General features: G+C 38.3%; 14 protein-coding genes. 13 read left to right on the top strand and 1 reads right to left on the bottom strand.

All coding sequences use genetic code 11. The features are described from left to right. Position 1: 1 nt before the first annotated feature. Together MT489_RS08405 and MT489_RS08410 are read left to right on the top strand one after the other, a co-directional pair. Positions 2-1,744 (top strand): phospho-sugar mutase, encoded by a 1,743-nt coding sequence (locus MT489_RS08405; RefSeq protein WP_244681088.1) that lies wholly within the window; start codon positions 2-4, stop codon positions 1,742-1,744. Positions 1,745-2,252: 508 nt separating this feature from the next. Next, on the top strand, positions 2,253-2,681 hold the full coding sequence (locus tag MT489_RS08410) for a DUF4870 domain-containing protein (RefSeq protein ID WP_280518551.1): 429 nt from the start codon (positions 2,253-2,255) through the stop codon (positions 2,679-2,681). A gap of 239 nt (positions 2,682-2,920) precedes the next feature. Here MT489_RS08410 and MT489_RS08415 read toward each other — a convergent pair whose 3' ends face one another. After that, the gene (locus MT489_RS08415; protein WP_244681089.1) at positions 2,921-4,057 is read right to left on the bottom strand and encodes a GntR family transcriptional regulator; all 1,137 of its coding nucleotides are present in this window, start codon (positions 4,055-4,057) and stop codon (positions 2,921-2,923) included. Between the two features lie 182 nt (positions 4,058-4,239). Between MT489_RS08415 and MT489_RS08420 the strand changes: the two genes are divergently transcribed. From MT489_RS08420 to MT489_RS08470, 11 genes are all read left to right on the top strand, one after another. Beyond that, complete coding sequence (locus MT489_RS08420; protein WP_244681090.1) at positions 4,240-5,289, top strand: aldose epimerase family protein; 1,050 nt, start codon at positions 4,240-4,242, stop codon at positions 5,287-5,289. A gap of 5 nt (positions 5,290-5,294) precedes the next feature. Continuing rightward, entirely contained in the window at positions 5,295-6,245 is a 951-nt protein-coding gene (locus MT489_RS08425; protein WP_244681091.1) for a glycoside hydrolase family 43 protein, read from the top strand. A gap of 74 nt (positions 6,246-6,319) precedes the next feature. Next, positions 6,320-7,237, top strand: coding sequence for an ArsR/SmtB family transcription factor (locus MT489_RS08430; RefSeq protein WP_244681092.1), 918 nt, complete (start codon positions 6,320-6,322; stop codon positions 7,235-7,237). Positions 7,238-7,512: 275 nt separating this feature from the next. After that, positions 7,513-8,787, top strand: a complete 1,275-nt coding sequence (locus MT489_RS08435; protein ID WP_244681093.1) for an ABC transporter substrate-binding protein — start codon at positions 7,513-7,515, stop codon at positions 8,785-8,787. Positions 8,788-8,854: 67 nt separating this feature from the next. After that, positions 8,855-9,736 (top strand): carbohydrate ABC transporter permease, encoded by an 882-nt coding sequence (locus tag MT489_RS08440; RefSeq protein WP_244681094.1) that lies wholly within the window; start codon positions 8,855-8,857, stop codon positions 9,734-9,736. Next, positions 9,733-10,557, top strand: a complete 825-nt coding sequence (locus tag MT489_RS08445; protein ID WP_244681095.1) for a carbohydrate ABC transporter permease — start codon at positions 9,733-9,735, stop codon at positions 10,555-10,557. Before MT489_RS08440 ends, MT489_RS08445 begins: the two co-directional genes overlap by 4 nt. A gap of 233 nt (positions 10,558-10,790) precedes the next feature. Then, a complete protein-coding gene (locus MT489_RS08450; RefSeq protein ID WP_244681133.1) occupies positions 10,791-12,491 on the top strand; it encodes a glycoside hydrolase family 2 protein in 1,701 nt (566 codons plus the stop codon). 115 nt (positions 12,492-12,606) lie between these two features. Further along, positions 12,607-13,578 carry a glycoside hydrolase family 43 protein gene (locus MT489_RS08455; protein WP_244681096.1) on the top strand — a complete coding sequence of 324 codons (972 nt, stop codon included), beginning with the start codon at positions 12,607-12,609 and terminating at the stop codon, positions 13,576-13,578. A gap of 13 nt (positions 13,579-13,591) precedes the next feature. Further along, complete coding sequence (locus tag MT489_RS08460) at positions 13,592-14,668, top strand: glycoside hydrolase family 172 protein (RefSeq protein WP_307416220.1); 1,077 nt, start codon at positions 13,592-13,594, stop codon at positions 14,666-14,668. Positions 14,669-14,701: 33 nt separating this feature from the next. Next, a complete protein-coding gene (locus tag MT489_RS08465; protein WP_307416219.1) occupies positions 14,702-16,573 on the top strand; it encodes a glycoside hydrolase family 2 protein in 1,872 nt (623 codons plus the stop codon). Between the two features lie 372 nt (positions 16,574-16,945). Next, positions 16,946-18,337 (top strand): ABC transporter substrate-binding protein, encoded by a 1,392-nt coding sequence (locus tag MT489_RS08470; protein WP_244681098.1) that lies wholly within the window; start codon positions 16,946-16,948, stop codon positions 18,335-18,337. The last annotated feature ends 96 nt before the right edge of the window (positions 18,338-18,433 follow it).

Consider the following 18,433-nt stretch of genomic DNA (forward strand, 5'->3'; position numbering starts at 1 on the left):
GATGTCTTGGAAAGCAAAGATGAATGAGTGGCTTGAATTTGAGGCACTTGATACAAATTTGAAAGAAACACTGGTAGCTAATCAGGGGAATGAGAAGCTACTTGAGGATAGTTTTTATAAGGAATTAGAGTTTGGGACGGGTGGTATGCGCGGGGAAATAGGTCCCGGTACCAATCGGATGAATATATATACGGTTAGAAAAGCTGCTGAAGGCTTGGCACGTTTTATGGTAGAACAAGGCGAGGAAAAAATGGCGCGTGGAGTTGTAATTGCGTATGATTCACGTCATATGTCCCCAGAGTTCGCACTTGAAGTAGCAAAAACAGTTGGGAAACATGGGGTTAAGGCATATGTTTTCGAACAATTGCGTCCAACTCCGGTTCTTTCCTTTGCGGTTCGTTATTTACACGCATATGCTGGAGTCGTCATTACGGCAAGTCATAATCCTCCTGAGTACAATGGATTAAAAATGTATGGTGAGGATGGAGGACAACTTCCGCCTTTTGAAGCTGATATCATTATTCGATATGTGCAAAATGCTGGAAGTGAATTGAACATTGAAGTTGCAGATGAAAAAGATCTTTTACAAAAAGGGTTGCTTACATATATTGGTGAAAAGGTGGATCGAGCATATATCGAAGCAATGAAATCCATCCATCTAAATGACGAAGCAGTAGAGCGTATTGGTAAGGATTTAGCCATCGTATTTACTCCATTGCATGGGACGGCTAATCATCCAGTACGAGATGGACTAAGCGCATTCGGATTCGAAAATGTAACAGTAGTTAAAGAGCAGGAACTTCCGGATCCTAATTTTTCAACTGTAGCATCGCCAAATCCTGAAGAGCATGCTGCCTTTGAATTAGCAATTCGTTATGGTAAAGAAGTAAACGCAGATGTGTTGTTAGGAACGGACCCAGACGCGGACCGTTTAGGAGTTGCTGTGAAAAATCAAAGCGGCGAATACGTTGTGTTGACAGGTAACCAAGTTGGTGCATTAATGACGCATTATATTCTTGAGCAGAAACGCGCTAACGGAACTCTACCGCAAAATGGAGTTGTAATAAAAACAATCGTGACCTCAGAAATTGGGCGTGCCATCGCTGAAAGTTTCGGAATTGAAACAATGGATGTATTGACCGGCTTTAAATTCATTGGTGAAAAAATTAAAGAGTTTGAAGAAACAGGAGAGCATACCTTTTTATTTGGATATGAAGAAAGCTATGGGTATTTAATCGGTGATTTTGTCCGTGATAAAGATGCAGTTCAGACGGCAGTTTTTGCTGCAGAAGTGGCAGCTTATTATAAAATGCAAGGAAAATCCCTATATGATGGTTTAATAGAGATATTTGAAAAATACGGATATTATAAAGAATCACTGCGCTCACTCACGTTAAAAGGAAAAGATGGCGCAGAGCAAATTGCAGGGATTTTAGAAACGTTCAGAAACGATCCACCAATAGAAGTAAACGGAATTGCCGTTGCCACTATCGAAGACTATGAAGCAAGTGAAAGTTTAGATGTGGTTAGTGGTGAGAAAACTACGATTGAGTTGCCGAAATCAAACGTATTGAAATTTAAGCTTGCGGACGGTTCTTGGTTCTGCGTCAGACCTTCCGGAACAGAACCAAAAGCTAAATTCTACTTTGCTGTAAAAGGTGAATCGATGGAAGATAGCGCAAAAAAAATAGCAGGACTTGAAAACGACGTAATGGCACTTGTCGATCGTTTAGTGAAAAATTAAGTTAAAAGCCATTCTCTATTTTGATAGGGAGTGGCTTTTTCTATAGATTTTAGATGGTAAAGTAGGTTCCTATTTTCGAATAAGACCTATAATTCCCGTCCTTTTATTCTTTTTCGAGCATCAGTTATTGCCGTTCAAATGATTTCAATGGATGTCAGATGAGAAAATTCCCCTATGAGGCTAACTATTGAATACAATTGTTTTTTTGAACAGACTTTTCTCACATAATACTCTCAATTCCCGTTCAGATGCCCCTTATTCCCTTTTGAGGTACTACAATTCTCTTTCAATCATCTCCTATTCCCGTTCAAGTGACCCCCATTCCAGCTCAAACATTTTTAGTAAATCTATTTCATATGTTAATTAGCACCTTTTTTCGAATGATGACATTTCTAATATCCAATCGCGAAACTCGAGTAAGTTTTATTTTTGAAAATATAATCTATTCTCGTTTTTCGTGAATAAAATAACAGTGAATTGGTGATTACGAGCGGAAGGAGGATGGCGGATGTCAGATAAGAGCGAAGAGAAAAAGACATTAAGTAATATTGAACCGATTTTTAAAGACATTGTAGAGGAACCAAATGGGCAGGAAGAGCCTGAACATGATGAAAAGGCTGGTTCAACAGGATTATCAGAAAATGTCGCGGGCTTATTATGTTACTTATTCTGGTTTGTTGGTGGAATCGTATTTTTATTAATTGAAAAAGAAAATAGATTCATTCGTTTCCATGCGATGCAATCCATTGCGTTATCGATCGTATTCTTTGTACTCAATATTGTGCTCACGGTTATTCCATTTATAGGCTGGATACTGAACCTTATATTAGCCCCAGTAATGCTGATACTGTGGATTGTCTTAATGTATCAAGCGTACCAAGGAAAATATTATAAGCTCCCTATCCTCGGTGAATTAGCCGAAAAACAATTAAAGTAAACCTTTTGGAGGTCCCTTAATAAAGTAAGGGATCTTTTTCAATTTATGCTGTTTCCGTAATGTTTATTGTTTATATAAGGCCCAAAAGCCGTCTTTTGCCCCTAAAAAATGAGTTTAGCGGTTTTTATGAAGGACGCTGCTTTTTTCTCAGCAGAATGAATAACTAAGTGCTGAGTTTCAAATACCAACAATGTTTAAGAAAAAAGCCTAATTTAAAAGAGCTCCTGATCTAGGAGCTCCTATTTTACCGAACCTAATGCTTCTTTTTTTCCAACTGCTTTTGTGGAACTACGCACAATGAGTTCAGGTTCGTACGTAATATGGTTTTTGTCAGATTTTCCATTGTTTTCTACTGCGTCAACGATCCATTTTGCTGCGTCAAGTCCCATTCGGGTTTTGGGATGATTGACAGAGGTTAGCTTTATTTCCGATGCTTCTGCCAATGATGAATTATCGTATCCTACAATGGAAATGTCGTCTGGAACACTTAGGCCTTCTTCCCTCAATACGTTTATTACACGTAAGGCAATCTCGTCGTTATAGCAAACAATTCCAGTTGGTATTCTTTTTGGATCGGTAATTACTTCTCTTACCCTATCTTCTAGACCATTCGTCAAATCTTCCGTCGTATAGGAAATAATTGTATCATTTAAAAATGAAATTTTATGCTCACGGAAAGCACGGATAAAGCCTTTCATCCGATAGACGCCTTGCATGTCGTCCGTTTTAAAAATCCCAATAATTTTATCGTGACCTTGTTCGATTAGATGTTCGGTTGCGATAAAACCACCTTTTTCATCATCCAAAATCATAAAAGGAGGATTTAACTGTGAATAGTATTGGTTAATCATTAAATAAGGAATGTTTTTCTGTTCGAGTTCAAGATAATAATGAATGTTCGGATTGTAGCCGCTACTTTTGGAAGGTTCAATAATGAGGCCATCAACGTTTCGGCTTAGCATCGCTTCAAGACATTGTTTTTCTTTATCGATATCATTATCTGTACTGGATATAATAAGAGAATAGCCTTTTGATGTGAGATATGATTCCATTCCTCTAATGATGGCTGGGAAAATGTAATCTGAAATATAGGTTGTGATTATTCCGATATTTTTGCCGGAAATGGCTGCGGGTTGACTAGAAACATTTGTTGATTCTGATGGGCTAGTGCAAAAAGTTCCAGCACCTTGTTCCCTATATAAAAGTCCTTCGTGGACGAGTTCACCTACAGCTTGACGTATCGTATGCCTTGAGACATTAAACATCTTTGCAAGTTCGTTTTCAGAGTATATTTTTTCACCAGGTTTTACATCGCCGTTTGCGATCCATTCCTTTATCGTATCAATGACCATCATATATTTTGCGGGCTTACCCATAAAATCCCTGCTTTCAAGTTGTTCGTTTTTAAAATAGTTATTCGTACAATTATTCCCATTATACACGATTTAGAAACGAAATTGTATGTTTTTAAATTCCCTAATATAAAAGGAATCTTGAAATTGACATGTACGTACATCGAGACTATGATGACAATAGAAGAATGAAAGGTGGAGAATCAATGAAGATAAAAAAAGAAGAATTTGGAAAATTTGAAAATACCGCAGTGTATGCATTTACTTTAGAGAATGATCATGGAGTAACAGTTACATTCCTTGATTATGGATGCACGATTACAAAAATCATAACTCCAGACCGAAATGGAGAACCTGAAAATATTGTTTTAGGCTATGATCAGTTAGTAGGATATTTAAATAATACTGCCTTTTTTGGATGTGTTGTCGGAAGAGTGGCCGGAAGAATTGGCGGAGCGGAATTTACGCTTAACGGAAAAACATATTCTCTAGCTAAAAACGAAAATGATAACCATCTTCATGGTGGTTTAAAAGGTTTTGACAAAGTGATTTGGGATGCCGAAATGAAAGAAAATACGGATAAAGTAAGTGTGAAATTTTCATATATGAGCCCTGACGGCGAGGAAGGCTATCCTGGAAATTTAAAAATGAATGTTACATACACCTTAAATAATGATAATGAATTCACGATTCAATACGATGGGATATCCGATGAAACAACCGTTTTAAATGTGACGAATCATTCTTATTTTAATTTAAGCGGTGATATAAAACGGGATATTCTTGATCATGAGCTTACATTAAAAAGTAACCAATACCTTGAACTTCAAGAAAATTTATTGCCGACAGGAGAATTTGCCGAAGTTGACGGGACGCCGTTTGATTTCCGCCAAGGCCGTTTAATTAGAAGCGGTGCAGAATCAGAGCATCCACAAAACCAGCTTGCAGGCGGTGGATATGATCATCCGTTTGTGTTGAGCGAGAACCGGAACGAGGAAATTGTTTTAAGAGACTCTGATAGTGGTCGCCAAATGATAGTTGAAACAGATGAAGTTGGCGTTGTCATATATACATCTAACCAGCTGGCAGGAGATGATCCTATATATGGTGTGCAGCCGCGAAAGCATCTTGGTATTTGCTTAGAAACACAAGGATTGCCTGATGCAGTTCATCACGGAAATTTCCCTTCTTGGGTACTTGAAAAAGACAAAGCATTCACTTCAGTCACCACTTTTAAATTTGGATTAGTGGAGTGATAACGATGGAAACTTTGATTAAATATAAAAAACCTCTGGTAGAACAGCGGGCAGACCCTTGGGTATATAAGCATACGGACGGGTTTTATTATTTCACTGGATCCGTTCCAGCTTATGACCGAATCGAAGTTAGAAGAGCGAAAACACTTGATGGTTTAAGTGAGGCAGAACCTGTTACAGTTTGGAAAAAGTATGAGAGTGGCCCGATGAGTGCAAATATTTGGGCGCCGGAAATCCATTTTGTTGATGGGAAATGGTATATTCACTTTGCTGCAGCAAGAGCGGATCAAATATTTGATCACAGAATGTATGTCCTTGAAAATGAATCAGCAAATCCTCTTGAAGGGGAATGGATCGAAAAAGGACAGGTAAGAACAGATTGGGAATCTTTTTCATTGGATGCGACTACATTTGAACATAGGGGCGAGCAATACTATGTGTGGGCGCAGAAAGATCCAAATATTGAAGGCAATTCCAATTTGTACATTGCTAAAATGGAAAATCAATGGACATTAAGCTCACCTCAAGTAATGATTTCAAAACCGGAATTTGAGTGGGAAGTTATTGGTTTTTTAGTCAATGAAGGTGCTGCTGTTTTAAAAAGAAATGGAAAAATCTTTATCTCTTATTCTGCAAGTGCAACGGACTATAATTATTGTATGGGTCTCTTGTGGGCAGATGAGGATAGTGATTTATTAGATCCGGCATCTTGGTCTAAGGCAAAAGAGCCTGTTTTTAAAACGAATGAAGAAACAAGTCAATATGGACCTGGACATAATAGTTTTACAGTTTCAGAGGATGGAAAACATGATGTGCTAGTATATCATGCGCGCAGTTATAAAGAGATTGAAGGTGACCCGCTGTGGGATCCGAATCGTCATGCGCGTGCGAAGGTTTTTGCTTGGAGCGAAGATGGGACACCAAATTTTGGAGTTCCTGAAGTAGATTCTAAATAAGGATAGATTGAAAAAAATAAGTTTAATTGTAATAATAATAGAATAGTCATTAGAGTGAATGAGAGGAATAACACTTGAGAACATTACAATTAACTTTGCTAGAAGCCCTTGAGGTTTCAAAAGCGTTAGCAAATGAAAATAGAATGGAGATCATTCGCCAACTGACGAGTGGTCCTAAAAATGTAAATGATATATCCGAATTATTAAAAATACCTTTTTCCACCGCAGCTGCTAATATCAAAATTTTAGAAAATGCTGGCTTAATTACTACTGAAATTGTTCCGGGTAGAGGAAATCAAAAGGTTAGTTCCAAAAGATATGATCGAATTATTATCGATTTGGAGGAGCAAAAGCCTTTACTGGATGATATTATTACATATGAACTTGAGGTAGGTGAGTATGTAAACTGTGAGATTGAACCGACATGTGGTCTTTTGAGTGAAGATGGCATCATTCATATTATTGATGATCCACGTTCGTTTTTTGAACCCGATCGAAAGAAAGCGCAGCTAGTTTGGTTTAGGTCTGGGTTTATTGAATACCATTTTCCGAACAGAATTCCTTATGGGACAAATGTTGATGAGCTTAGTTTTTCCGTTGAGTTGTGTTCGGAGGCTCCTTATCACAATGATGATTGGCCTTCTGACATTACATGTTGGATCAATGATACGGAACTAGGTTTTTGGACAAGCCCAGGTGACTTAGGTGGAGAAAGAGGCTTCCTAACGCCTAGTTGGTGGGAAACGCATAATACTCAATTTGGTGTATTGAAATATTGGAAAATCAATAAAGAAGGCAGTTTTATTGATGGTGTGAAAATTTCTACTACTACCATCGATGAATTAAGACTACAAGAAAAACCATTTATCTCCTTGAAATTGGGTGTAAAACAAGACGCCAATAATCTAGGAGGCATTAACCTATTCGGATCGAAATTCGGAAATTACGAGCAAGGGATTATTATGAAAATCAATTATTCTCAAATTAAATAATTTCTAGACTGTGATAAACGTTCGCTTTTTACTTAGCTTGCTATCTTGCAGTGATTTTTAGTAACTATGCTCCAGAGAAAGCTTCGGACTATGAAAGACAAACCTTTTTAAGAACTCTATAAACATTTTGTTAAGAAAGATCAATTCCTAGTCAAAAGGAATTGGTCTTTTTTTGTCACTTTTTATTACAGAAAAACTGAAATATTACAAGTAATGTTGTAATAGATATGTTAAAAGCAGTACAAGGCTTTTATTCAAAAAGAGAGGTGGCAAACATGAAAAAAAGGGTATGGTCAATATTTCTCTCTAGCCTTATGATTTTGGCTTTATTAGTCGGATGCCAAAGTGGCAGCTCCGGCAGTAAATCTAATGGGAAGATTAAGTTAGTTATGTGGGATTTATTTTCTGGTGGGGATGGAGACTTCATGAAAGAAATGATTAATGAATTCAATAAATCCCAATCAGACATTGAGGTAGAAACGGTTACGCTGGAATGGGCTGAGTATTATACGAAATTAGTTACGGCTGTTGCTGCTGGAAAAGGGCCGGATATCGGGATTTCCCATACTTCAAAGTTGCCGGAGATCGTTGACCAAGGTTTGGCTACTGAATTAGATCCACTGGCGGATTCTATTAAGCTCGATTGGGATTCATATAACAAAAATATTTTGGATGCTACCGTTTTTGATGGTAAGCATTATGCTGTTCCAATCGATACACATCCGATCGTCTTTTACTATAATAAAAAACATTTGGATGCTGCAGGTTTGTTAGACGAGAATGGGATGCCGAAAATCGAAAGTGGTGCCAAGGGTTTTAGTGATTTTATGAATACACTAAAAGCAAACGATTCTAAACTAACAACTTTTGCTTTCCCAACTGCTGGTGACGATCCTTTCAGGCTTTGGTGGGCACTTTACCATCAACTTGGAGGCTATGATGTAGTGTCCGACGATTTGACTTCACCTCAAATCGATAAACCTAAAGCGATTGAAGCCGCAAACTTTATGAAGGATCTTTATTACAAGGATAAGGTCATTCCCCTGAATATGGAAGATTTTTATCAACCATTCCAAACTGGGAATGCTGCAACGATAATTACTGGAGTATGGGCGACAGGAACTTTTGAAAAAACAGAGGGATTAGATTTTGGTGTTATCCCTCTACCAACTCTTTATAATACTTCGGCTACATGGGGAGATTCCCATACAATATTCCTTCCAGTCCAAAAGAAAGAGGATACAGAAAAGGCGCAAGCAGCTCTTCAATTTGCTAACTTTATTGCCGACCATGGTCAAATTTGGACACGGGCCGGACACATACCAAGTAAAACGACAGTAGTGGAATCGGAGGAATTTAAAAATTTACCATATCGAAGTGACTATGAAAAGGCTGCTCAACAAGTAGTATTTCCGAAACAATCAAACAAGGTTTGGCCAATCAAAGATATCATTATTCGTAATCTTGATACGATTTGGGCAGAAAAGGAAACTCCAGAAGATGCGTTTAATAAGATGGAGACTGAAATTGCAGAATTGCTGAGTAAATAATATTTTTACTTCACTGACAAGCTTGAAGACTCTCTTCAAGCTTGTTGGTACATTTGGAGGAATAAAGGTGAAAGGAAAAATAATTAACGACTTAAAAGCGATTCCGTTTCTACTACCGTTTTTTCTTGTTTATGTTGTGTTTACTGTTTTTCCTATTTTAAAGGGTTTAGAAATGAGTTTTTACGATTGGACCATTATTCGGAAGATGGATTTTATTGCCCTAGATCATTATAAGGAATTAATTGCGGATAAGAACTTTTGGAAGTCTTTATGGAATACAACGTTGTTCGTAATTTTATCAACGCCATCCATGGTTATTCTTGCTTTAATATTAGCGCTAATGGCGAATCGGAATTCCAAATTTAAAACCTTTTACAGAAGTACGTTTTTTCTTCCTTCCATACTTTCTGTTTCTGTTATTTCCTATATTGCTATTTTCATGTTGCAGCCATATCAAGGTTTTATTAATACGACCTTACATTTAATTGGGATTGAAAGTGAACCGTTTTGGTTGCGGGATTCGAATTTGGCGTGGTTGTCCATCGTTGTTGTTACGCTATGGTGGACAGTAGGTTTTAATATGGTGTTGTTTCTTGCGGCACTTCAAGATATTCCCGAAGAATTGTATGAAGCTGCAAGAATTGATGGAGGAAAAAGCACACAACTTTTAAGACATATTACACTCCCGTTATTAATTCCAATTGGTCGAGTTGTGTTGCTGCTACAAATTCTTGCTTCATATAAAGTATTTGCACAAATTTTATTGATAACAAGTGGAGGACCAGGTACTGCTACCCGTCCATTGATTCAGTATATATACGAGGTTGGCTTTAGGCAAAATAATCTAGGTTATGCGGCTGCCCTATCTTACGCTTTGTTCGTTATTTTACTTATTCTTTCTTTGATTCAGTTGAAAGGGAATATGATTCAAGGAGGGGCATCTAGATGAAAAAAAAGAAATCAGCTTCTCACTATACGTTATCTGGAATATCGATAATTACAGCCTTTTTATTCATCATTCCTATCATCTGGATGTTATTTGTGTCTGTTAAGCCGGAAGGGATCGGAGTTTCAAATGTGATTGGTTGGTTTACCCCGCCTTATACATTTGAAAATTATAGTCACGTATTGATTGATACCCCTGTATTAAGGTGGTTATGGAATAGCTTGATCGTGGCTCTTATTACAACTGCTTTAACATTATTTGTAACGACACTAGCTGCCTTTGCAATATCAAAAATGCAATTTCGTTATAAGACATTCATTTATGTATTCTTCTTGGCTGGCTTAATGGTACCAGGAGAGGCTACCATTATTCCTTTGTATCAAATTGTTAAGGATATGGACTTGCTAGACACATATACAGGTCTTATCATTCCGGGTATTGCGTCGCCATTAGGTGTTATCATTTTAAAAAGTTTTTTTGATGGGGTTCCACAAGAGTTAATAGAAAGTGCAAAAATGGATGGTTGTTCACTTGTCAGAATTTATTTAAATATTGTTCTTCCACTTGCAAAGCCAGCATTAGCGGCGATTGGTATTTTTACTTTTATTGGTTCGTGGAATAATTTTTTATGGCCATTTTTAGCAATTATGTCAGAGGAGTTATTTACATTGCCTGTAGGAATTCCTCAGTTTAATTCAGTTTATTCGGTCGACTACGTACTGCCAATGACGGTAAATGCAGTTGCATCTATTCCAGTTATTATTGCTTTCCTGATTTTTGAGAAGCAAATTGTAAGAGGCATTAGTTTTACTGGTATAAAATAAAAGTATTTTGCCACGGTGACCTACTGTGGCTTTTTACATTTATTTGATACTGTTTTTTTTGAAATTCATTACAAAAATACTTGAAACATTACAACTAATCTTGTAATATCTGAAATGTAAGCGATATATTTTGTGGTTTATTATCATATATTACTATAAAAACAGTAATGAAATGGAGTGAATCAATCGTGAATAGTCCTTTAATTCCTAGACAGGAATATCCAAGGCCGCAAATGGTGAGAGCTGATTGGTTGAATTTAAATGGAAATTGGGAATTTGAAATGGATAACGGAAAAAGTGGGAAGCAGAGAAAATGGTTTGATGCTGGACATCATTTTTCTCAAAAAATTGTCGTTCCATTTTGCCCGGAGAGTGAGTTATCTGGAATTGGCTATACCGATTTTATGGCTGCTGTTTGGTACAAGAGGGAGTTTACGGTCCCTGAAGATTGGCAAGAGAATCGTGTTTTGATTCATTTTGGAGCCGTAGATTACGATGCGGAAGTGTGGGTAAATGGCAAGTCGGTTGGAAAGCATCGCGGTGGTTACTCTTCCTTTTCATTCGATATTACTGACTACATTTCAGCCGGAGAAAATATTGTGACAGTTTGTGCTGAGGACGATGTTAGGTCTGGTTTACAACCGAGAGGGAAACAGAGTGGTTTATATTATTCTCATGGGTGTGATTATACGAGAACGACTGGAATTTGGCAGACGGTTTGGTTAGAATCCGTGCCTAAAACGTATGTATCTAAGTTGAAATATTATCCAGATCTTGATAATCGTTCAGTACATATTGAAGCGGAATTAAATGGAGATTATGATGATCAGCTTGTATTAGAGGTTTCTTCTTCATTCGATGGGAAAGTTGTTGGTCATAATCAAGCAGCTGTTTCTGGACAAAAAGCAAGACTTTCCGTCGAACTTTCTGAAATTCATTTGTGGGAACCGGGGAATCCAAACCTTTATGATTTAGAAATTAGTATTTTAAAAGATAGTCAGAAGCTTGATAGTGTTGAAAGTTATTTCGGTCTTCGCAGCATAAAGTTAGATGGCATGGCTTTTAAAATAAACGATAAATCCGTTTTTCAGCGTCTTGTCCTTGATCAAGGGTTTTATCCAGATGGAATATATACGGCTCCCTCAGATGACGCACTTCGGAAAGATATAGAGCTTTCCATGGAGATGGGCTTTAACGGGGCGAGACTGCATGAAAAAGTATTTGAACCACGCTTCCTTTATTGGGCCGATAAACTTGGATATCTCGTTTGGGGAGAGCATGCCAATTGGGGATTAGATATTACAACCGCAACGGGACTTGAGAGATTTTTACCAGAGTGGCTTGAGGTTGTCGAACGAGATTTCAATCATCCTGCATTAATTGGCTGGTGTCCATTCAACGAGACATGGGATTTGGATGGCAAAAAGCAAAATAATGAAGTGCTGCGAATTGTTTATACAGTGACGAAACAAGTAGACCCGACTCGCCCTGTCATTGATACGAGCGGAAACTTTCACGTTCAAACAGATATTTATGATGTACATGATTATGATCAAAATCCTGAAACATTTGCGGCAAGATATGAGCCGATGAAGCAGGGAGGAGAAGTATTTACGACATTCTCAGATCGACAACAGTATGGAGGTCAGCCATATTTTGTTAGTGAGTACGGTGGGATTTGGTGGAATCCGGACCAGAAAGATGATAAGGGCTGGGGATATGGTGATCGGCCAAAATCCGAGGAAGAATTTTTAAGTCGATATGAAGGGTTAGTTTCTGTCCTACTTGATAACCCTTATATGTTTGGATTTTGCTACACACAATTATACGACATAGAACAGGAAGTAAATGGTCTTTACACATATGATCGAAAACCGAAATTTGACCCTGAAATCATCCGCAATATTAACTCCCGTAAAGCTGCTATCGAATAGGAGAGGGGGGGACAGGTTCAATGGGGACAGTCCCCATTGAACCTGTCCCCCAGATAAAAAAATGAAAAAGATTGTAATTCTCGTAGGTTCATTGCTTTTGATAGGGGGGATGATGTTGGTTTTTCTAAATGAGAAAAAGGAAAGAACACTTTTCTATACGAATCCGGTCGGAGGAATGACTCGTATTGGCGATCCGTTTGTAATAAAAACAAACGGTACCTATTATATGTATGCCACTTCTGAGCCTAATTTTGGTTATAAAGTGTGGCAGTCTTCTAATCTAGTGGACTGGGAAGAAAAGGGGATGGCATATGTTCATTTTGATCAACCTCAAAAATGGGCAACAGGGGACTTTTGGGCGCCTGAAGTAGTTGAGCATAATGGGAAATTTTATATGACGTACAGTGCACGTAATTTGGACGGGCATTTGCAAATTTCCATCGCAGTAAGCACTGAGCCGCTCGGTCCTTTTACGGATATTAGTACACAGATTATTAAACAAGAAGGCTCATATATTGATGGTCATATTTTTATAGATGATGATGGAAAGCCTTTCCTGTATTACGTAAAGGATTGTTCTGAAAACATCATTAATGGAAAGCATGTCAGTCAAATATTCGTTCAAGAAATGAATGATGAGCTTACGGAGTTATTAGGGGAGCCGCAATTTCTCACTGAACCGGATGCGAATTGGGAAAAACCATATGATGAATACCAATGGAATGAGGGACCTTTTGTGTTAAAACACGAGGGAATCTATTATTTGATGTATTCATCTAATTATTTCGCAAGTCATGATTATAGTGTTGGATATGCAACTGCCTCTAATCCTTTTGGTCCGTTTGAAAAAGCTATAGAAAATCCTATCTTAACGAAAGATCTTTCGCAAGGCATATCAGGACCAGGACATAATAGTGTCACGATTGGACCTGATGATGAAACGCTCTATATTGTTTACCATACGCATACAATTCCAGACGCACCGAGCGGGAACCGTCAAATGAATATTGACCGCCTTTATTTTGAAAATGGAAAGCTTAAAGTAGATGGTCCAACGTCCACGGAGCAGAAAATCATAGTAAAGTAAGGGAGTAATGAATATGTTCAATGGGTTAGGGATGAACTTAGGTAATTTATCGAGACTATCAAAAGCTAAAACGAGATCGATTAGTGCGGAAAATTTCACAGGCGAAAAAGGAAAGGGCGGTATGGCGACAGAAGGAACTGGAGCCCATGCAGCTCGTGATTTAGGGCAAAGCTGGAAGGTCTCACCATCGGTTATTATTCCGAAAAATACCGTTTTAACGATGGCCGATATTCTAGACTCAGGCGCAATACAGCATATTTGGCTCACTTGTTTTCCTACTCATTGGCGGACACTGATTATTCGTATGTATTGGGATGGCGAGGAACATCCTTCTGTGCAAGTGCCAATTGGAGATTTTTTCTGTAGTGGTTGGTGTGAGCGTGCCAATCTCAATTCATTACCTGTCGCTGTAAACCCAGCGGGAGGAATGAATTGCTATTGGGAAATGCCGTTCAGAAAGTCAGCTAAAATCACGGTTGAAAATATCGGGAATGAGGATGCCGTTTTATATTATCAAGTCGACTATACATTGACAGAAGTTCCAGAGGATACGGCTTATTTTCATGCTCATTGGAATAGAAGCAATCCCCTAGAGTATAAGGAAGTCCATACAATAGTAGACCATATAAAAGGACATGGACATTATGTTGGTACGTATTTGGCTTGGCAAGTGAATAATACTGGTTGGTGGGGCGAAGGGGAAATTAAGTTTTATATGGATGGCGACGAGGAATTTCCGACGATTTGTGGAACAGGGACGGAAGATTATTTTGGCGGTGCTTGGAATTGGGAGCAGCCGAAAGGTGAATATGGTACGTATTCCACACCTTATTTAGGAATGCATCAGGTGATAAAACCAGATGGTTTATATAGAAGTCAACAGCGTTTTGGTATGTACAGATGGCATGTAATGGATCCAATCCGCTTTGAAGAAGATTTAAAAGTAACAATCCAAGCGCTCGGATGGCGATCTGAAGGCAGGTACTTACCTCTTAAAGATGATATTTCATCCGTCGCATTTTGGTACCAAACAGAACCCCATATCCCGCACCCATCCCTACCGGGAAAAGATGATTTAGAAGTGATTTAAAAAGTGGGGACGGGTTCAAAGGGGACAGGTTCAATGGGGACTGTCCCCTTTGAACCTGTCCCCACATCAAAAAAAGATTATTTGTTAAAGGAGCATGCATCGATGATTTATAGGCAGGAATATCCGAGACCGCAGTTGGTCCGGAAAGATTGGTTAAATTTAAATGGTGAGTGGGATTTTGCTTTTGATCGCGACAATGTAGGTGTGAAAGAGAAATGGATTCAAAAGGCAGATGCGTTTGATCAAAAAATTAATGTTCCTTTTGCTTATCAAACGAAACTAAGTGGAATCCATGACCCATACTTTTGTGACCATGTATGGTATAGAAGAAGTTTTTCGATTCCGAAAGAATGGGGGGACAAATCGGTCATCATTCATTTTGGTGCGGTTGACTATCGTGCATGGGTTTATGTGAATGGAAAGCTTGTTGGTTTTCATGAAGGAGGACATACATCTTTTTCCTTTGATATTACAGAATGTCTAACACATGAAACGGAAGAAATTGTTGTTCGTGTAGAGGACCCATCTACAGATGAAACAATTCCAAGGGGTAAGCAATTTTGGAAAGAAAAATCCGAGGCGATCTGGTACACGCGTACAACGGGAATTTGGCAAACAGTTTGGCTAGAGCCTGTGAACGAAACGCGTATTTCCAAGCTGCGTTTTACTCCAGATATAGATCACGGAGATATCCTTATTGAATTCGATGTTGCAGGAGACTACAAAAATACGAGAGCGGAGTTTGAAATTACACTGGACGAGGAGCCAATTGCGAGCAATACCCATCTCGTTACTGCTCCCTACAATAAACATTTAATTCATTTGTATCAGCAACAAATTTTCCGTACAGGCTTTCATCATCATGGATGGAACTGGACGCCTGAAAATCCTAAGTTGTTTGATATAAAAATTAGATTATTAGATGAGAATGGTCTTGAACTGGATAAAATAGAATCGTATTTTGGTATGAGAAAAATACATACCGAAAACGGAATGGTGTATTTAAATAATCGTCCTTATTATCAAAAATTAGTACTAGATCAAGGGTATTGGCCAGACGGTCTTTTAACGGCTCCAACTGACGAAGATTTGAAAAAAGACATTGAGCTCACAAAAGAAATGGGCTTCAATGGCTGCAGAAAACATCAAAAAGTTGAAGATCCTCGTTTCATGTATTGGGCAGACAAGCTCGGATTCCTCGTGTGGGGAGAATGTGCGGCGGCTCCATACTTTAGCGATACTGCGGCTAGCCGACTCACGAAAGAATGGATTGAAATTATTGAGCGTGATTACAATCATCCTTCACTAGTTGCTTGGGTACCGATCAATGAAAGTTGGGGAGTCCCATTCATAAATCATGATAAGCAGCAGCAAAATCATTCCCTTGCCATGTATCATTTAATTCATTCACTTGATACGACAAGACTTGTTATTTCAAATGATGGATGGGAGCTAACGAAAACAGATATTTGTGCGATCCACAATTATAATCATGGAAATAAAGAAGAAGTGGCTAAGTATAATTATTATAAAGATACGCTAGCAACAAAAGAAAGTATATTGAAATCGCAGCCAGCCCACCGCAACATTTATGCAGACGGATTTAAGCATGAAGGCGAACCAATATTACTGACTGAATTCGGCGGTATTGGATTCAAAGTTGGGGAAGATGCTGGTTGGGGGTATACTTCTGTGAAAACAGAAGAGGAGTTTGTAGAAGATTATAAGCGTGTTATGGAAGCTGTCTACGCTTCTAAAATACTACATGGCTACTGCTACACTCAATTAACGGATGTTGAGCAGGAAATCAATGGATTACTGACTTATCATCGTGAGCCGAAATGTGATCTAAAAAGAATAAGAGAAATCAATCATGTATGGCATAGGTCAATTGTAGAAAGTTAATCATTAAAAGGGGGCTAGTCCTTTTGCCCCCTTTTATGTCGATAAAAACAGTTTATTGTCCGTACAAATTATAGGTTATACAAAAAATGGAACAAAATTTATCGAAAATTCGGTTGACATGTACGAACATGGGAGCGTAAAATATAGGCATACTTACTAAATTTTTCTATTTACTCCTAAAGTAAGCGTTTTAACAAACGAAAAGTTTCACAATCGCCACTTTTACTGGCCGATCTATTAAAACATGTACGTATGTATCGGCGTTTCCAGAATATTATTATATAAACCATTTGGACATTGAAAGGGGGAGATGGAAAAGGGTGAGTATAGTAGATTTATATTTTTAAATTTTCTATTAAGGGGGAGAAAGTATTGAGAAAAAGTGTAAGCGTATTTATTTTTCTACTAACGTTGATGCTTGTTTTAGCAGGTTGTAAAAGCGGATCAAATTTAGCGAATAATCCTTCAGATGACAATACAAACAACAATGGAAAAAATGAAGGCACAGAAGAGGTTGTAGAAGAAGAAGAGGATATGAAACTAGTTTACGATTCTACCTTGGAAGGAAATGTAACATTCTGGACATTTACTCCAGATATCTATGTAGAGATTGTAAAAGGATTCAATAAAGAATATCCAAATGTAAAGGTAGAAGTAGTAGGATTGGATTTTGGTGATATGCATGACAAGCTGCAAACAACATTAGCAGCTGGAAGTGGAGCACCAGACGTAGCACAAGTTGAGCAAGGACAATTCGCCCGTTATGTAGTAGGAGACTTGCTTGAAGATTTGCTGCAACCTCCATATGATGCAGGACGGTACAAGGAATTGACATCAGAATACAACTGGGAGCGTTGGAAGTCCGTTGATGGAGTCAAACTTCTTGGTATGCCTTGGGATGTAACTCCAGGTGTATTCTACTATCGTCAAGATTTGTATGAGCAAATGGGACTGCCTAGTGAACCAGAAGAACTTGGTGAATTCTTAAAAGATCCAAACAACGTACTAGCAGCAGCAAGAACATTTGCAGCGAATGGGATTTATATGTTTGAGTGGCGCGATTCACCAGCCGTTCAGTATGGTGATGCAATTGGATACTATGACAGTGATTATAATTGGCTTCGAAATGATGCAAAAATGGCTGAACTGCTTGATTTTGTAAAAGAAGGAAATCAGCTTGGCTGGGCGCCGCAAATGTCAGTTCTATTTAGTGATGAAGGTAAACAGTTAGTCAACCAAGGAAAGGTAGCATCTTTCCCTGTAGGAAGCTGGGGAGCGCGTGAATTGAAAAATATTTTCCCTGAACAATCAGGAAAATGGAGAGCTACAACTATGCCGCTTGGTTTAAATGTTGGTCTTGGTGGATCTACGTTTGTTATTCCTTCCCAAAGTGAAAATAAAGAGGCAGCATGGGCTTTTGTTGAATGGATGAACACTGCGGAAGAATCATGGAAAGTATTTGTTGAACATTCTGTAGAGCCAGGTTGGAAACATATCACTGCTTTACCTTGGTATCAAGAGCATACGAATGAGTACCTAGGCGGACAACAAGATTATGCTTTATATGATACGATCGCTGAACAAATTCCAGTGCGCAGACTTACACCTTTAGATGGCCAAGCATGGCCGATTTACATTGAAAGAGTAGCGAAAGCACTTGATGAAAATATCGATTCTAAAACTACTCTCCAACAAATTGAAGAAGCTGCTGAGAAGGAGCTTGGTCCTGAAGTTGAAAAATTGAAGGCGGATCTCGGTAACTAATAATTTTGGGCTGTCCTCACGAGTTTAATAGATGAGTAGGGACAGCCCTTGGTTTAAAAAGACTTTATCAGAAAGTATTAATTGAATACTAAACTA

The sequence above is a fragment of the Lederbergia wuyishanensis genome, from assembly GCF_022900255.1.
Lineage (GTDB): Bacteria > Bacillota > Bacilli > Bacillales > Bacillaceae_C > Lederbergia > Lederbergia wuyishanensis.

Coding starts and splice junctions, on each gene's coding strand:
- MT489_RS08405 (WP_244681088.1), top strand. CDS start 2: ATGTCTTGGAAAGCAAAGATGAATGAGTGGCTTGAATTTGAGGCACTT.
- MT489_RS08410 (WP_280518551.1), top strand. CDS start 2,253: ATGTCAGATAAGAGCGAAGAGAAAAAGACATTAAGTAATATTGAACCG.
- MT489_RS08465 (WP_307416219.1), top strand. CDS start 14,702: ATGGGGACTGTCCCCTTTGAACCTGTCCCCACATCAAAAAAAGATTAT.
- MT489_RS08420 (WP_244681090.1), top strand. CDS start 4,240: ATGAAGATAAAAAAAGAAGAATTTGGAAAATTTGAAAATACCGCAGTG.
- MT489_RS08445 (WP_244681095.1), top strand. CDS start 9,733: ATGAAAAAAAAGAAATCAGCTTCTCACTATACGTTATCTGGAATATCG.
- MT489_RS08415 (WP_244681089.1), bottom strand. CDS start 4,057: ATGGGTAAGCCCGCAAAATATATGATGGTCATTGATACGATAAAGGAA.
- MT489_RS08460 (WP_307416220.1), top strand. CDS start 13,592: ATGTTCAATGGGTTAGGGATGAACTTAGGTAATTTATCGAGACTATCA.
- MT489_RS08435 (WP_244681093.1), top strand. CDS start 7,513: ATGAAAAAAAGGGTATGGTCAATATTTCTCTCTAGCCTTATGATTTTG.
- MT489_RS08425 (WP_244681091.1), top strand. CDS start 5,295: ATGGAAACTTTGATTAAATATAAAAAACCTCTGGTAGAACAGCGGGCA.
- MT489_RS08450 (WP_244681133.1), top strand. CDS start 10,791: ATGGTGAGAGCTGATTGGTTGAATTTAAATGGAAATTGGGAATTTGAA.